Genomic DNA, 1,545 nt, shown 5'->3' with positions numbered 1-1,545 from the left:
CGCTCACCCAGTTTCGCGCAAGCCACGCCGATCATGGCGAGGGTGTCGGCGGCGGATTCGACCGCCGCGCTGCCGAACGCGAAACAGATCGGCGGCTTTCCGGATGCGATCCACGACATGACGTCGTCGTCAGCCTCCGTGGGCAACTGCAAAGTCAGTGCACCGACGAACGGTCGCTGGCCGTTCCATTTCGCCCATTCGGCAGCAAGCCCCGGGTAGCAGACCTCGTCATAGGCCTGAATCTCCAGCGACCCGCGTTCTGCGATCCGTCGGGTCCACGGTCTTGTGGCCGGCCGCAGACCCAGGGCACGGCGCTGTGCGTCATCGGCCTGCTTTGATGCGCGCCACCACAACCAGTCGTGCAACGCGAGCGCGAGGCGAGAGGCCGGCGCCGGCAAGATCGCCACCGCTTGGCCGTTGGGTCGCATCGGGACGTGGTGCAGCGTCACCAGCGGAAGACCATGGTATTCCGCCACATTGGCGGCGATCTCCTGGTAAGTCTGGCCGGCGAGCACCAGGTCGGCCTCATCCGCCAGCGCCGTCAGCGTCTGGTTCATCTGCACCCAAGCCTGGGTGCTGATCTCCCACAGTTCGCGCGCCCACCTCGATCTCTCCCGAACTCGTCGGAAGGTGCCGAACCGGGACGTGAAAAAATTCCGGAACATGTCCAGCCAGGCCTGCGTCTCGGCTCCGTAGGGCACCGCGGTGAGCCCAGCCGATTCGGCGAAGCCAATCAAGTCGGGCGGGACCGCGATACGCACGTGGTGCCCTCGCCGCTGCAGTTCGGACCCGACCACAACCGACGGCTCGACATCACCTCGAGTTCCGTAGCTTGCCAGCACAAATCTCAGTGCGGGCGGTTCGACGTAGCCGCACGCCGCATCACGGTCAGTCACCTTGTCCCTTCCTACCATTTGCGGTAGTGCGAGAGCCTAGACATGAAGGCCGCAGGTGGCCAGCGGCGAGTATTCCTAAGAGCCTGAACAGCCGCGCGCATCCGGTTATGCTGCGGTCGTCTGAACCGGGGACGTTGCGCGGCCGCTCCAAATCCGACCATGCGCCAGGGGAACTGGAAGGGTGAAGATCCGCGATGAAATTTGTGCTGGCGAATTGGGGCACGCGCGGCGAGGTCGAACCCTACCTGACTGTCGGGCGTGAGCTGGTGCGGCGGGGACACGACGTGACGATGGCTGTCGCTCCCGAGATGGTCGACTTCGTCGAGTCGGTCGGACCGGCCGGCGTCGCGTATGGGCCGGAATTGAAGGCCGTCCTCGACCCGCACCGCGACTACTGGACTTACTGGTTCGAGAACCCTTGGAAGGTTCGGAAGCTCGACCGGATGTGGCGGGAAGTCGTGGAACCCCTCACCCTGTGCCGAGCGGAGGTCAGCAGGACGCTGACGTCCTTGGCAGACGGGGCCGCCCTGCTGCTCACCGGCATGAATTATGAAGACACGGCCGCGAACGTCGCGGAATACTGCGGGATTCCGCTGGCCACGCTGCATCACTTCCCCTGGCGGACCAACGGGGCGATCGTGCCCTTCCT

General features: G+C 65.0%; 2 protein-coding genes. One reads left to right on the top strand and one right to left on the bottom strand.

All coding sequences use genetic code 11. The features are described 5' to 3' along the window. A partial coding sequence (locus tag A5695_RS12060) for a glycosyltransferase (protein WP_082946028.1) occupies nucleotides 1–851 on the bottom strand: 851 nt, incomplete at its 3' end. A gap of 239 nt (nucleotides 852–1,090) precedes the next feature. Between A5695_RS12060 and A5695_RS12055 the strand changes: the two genes are divergently transcribed. Continuing rightward, the coding region (locus A5695_RS12055; RefSeq protein WP_197515467.1) for a glycosyltransferase at nucleotides 1,091–1,545 on the top strand (455 nt) is incomplete at its 3' end.

The organism is Mycobacterium sp. E1747, from assembly GCF_001667775.1.
Classification (GTDB): Bacteria; Actinomycetota; Actinomycetes; order Mycobacteriales; family Mycobacteriaceae; genus Mycobacterium.
Note: the sequence above shows the minus strand (reverse complement) of the source record. Positions and strands in the feature narration are given on the sequence as shown.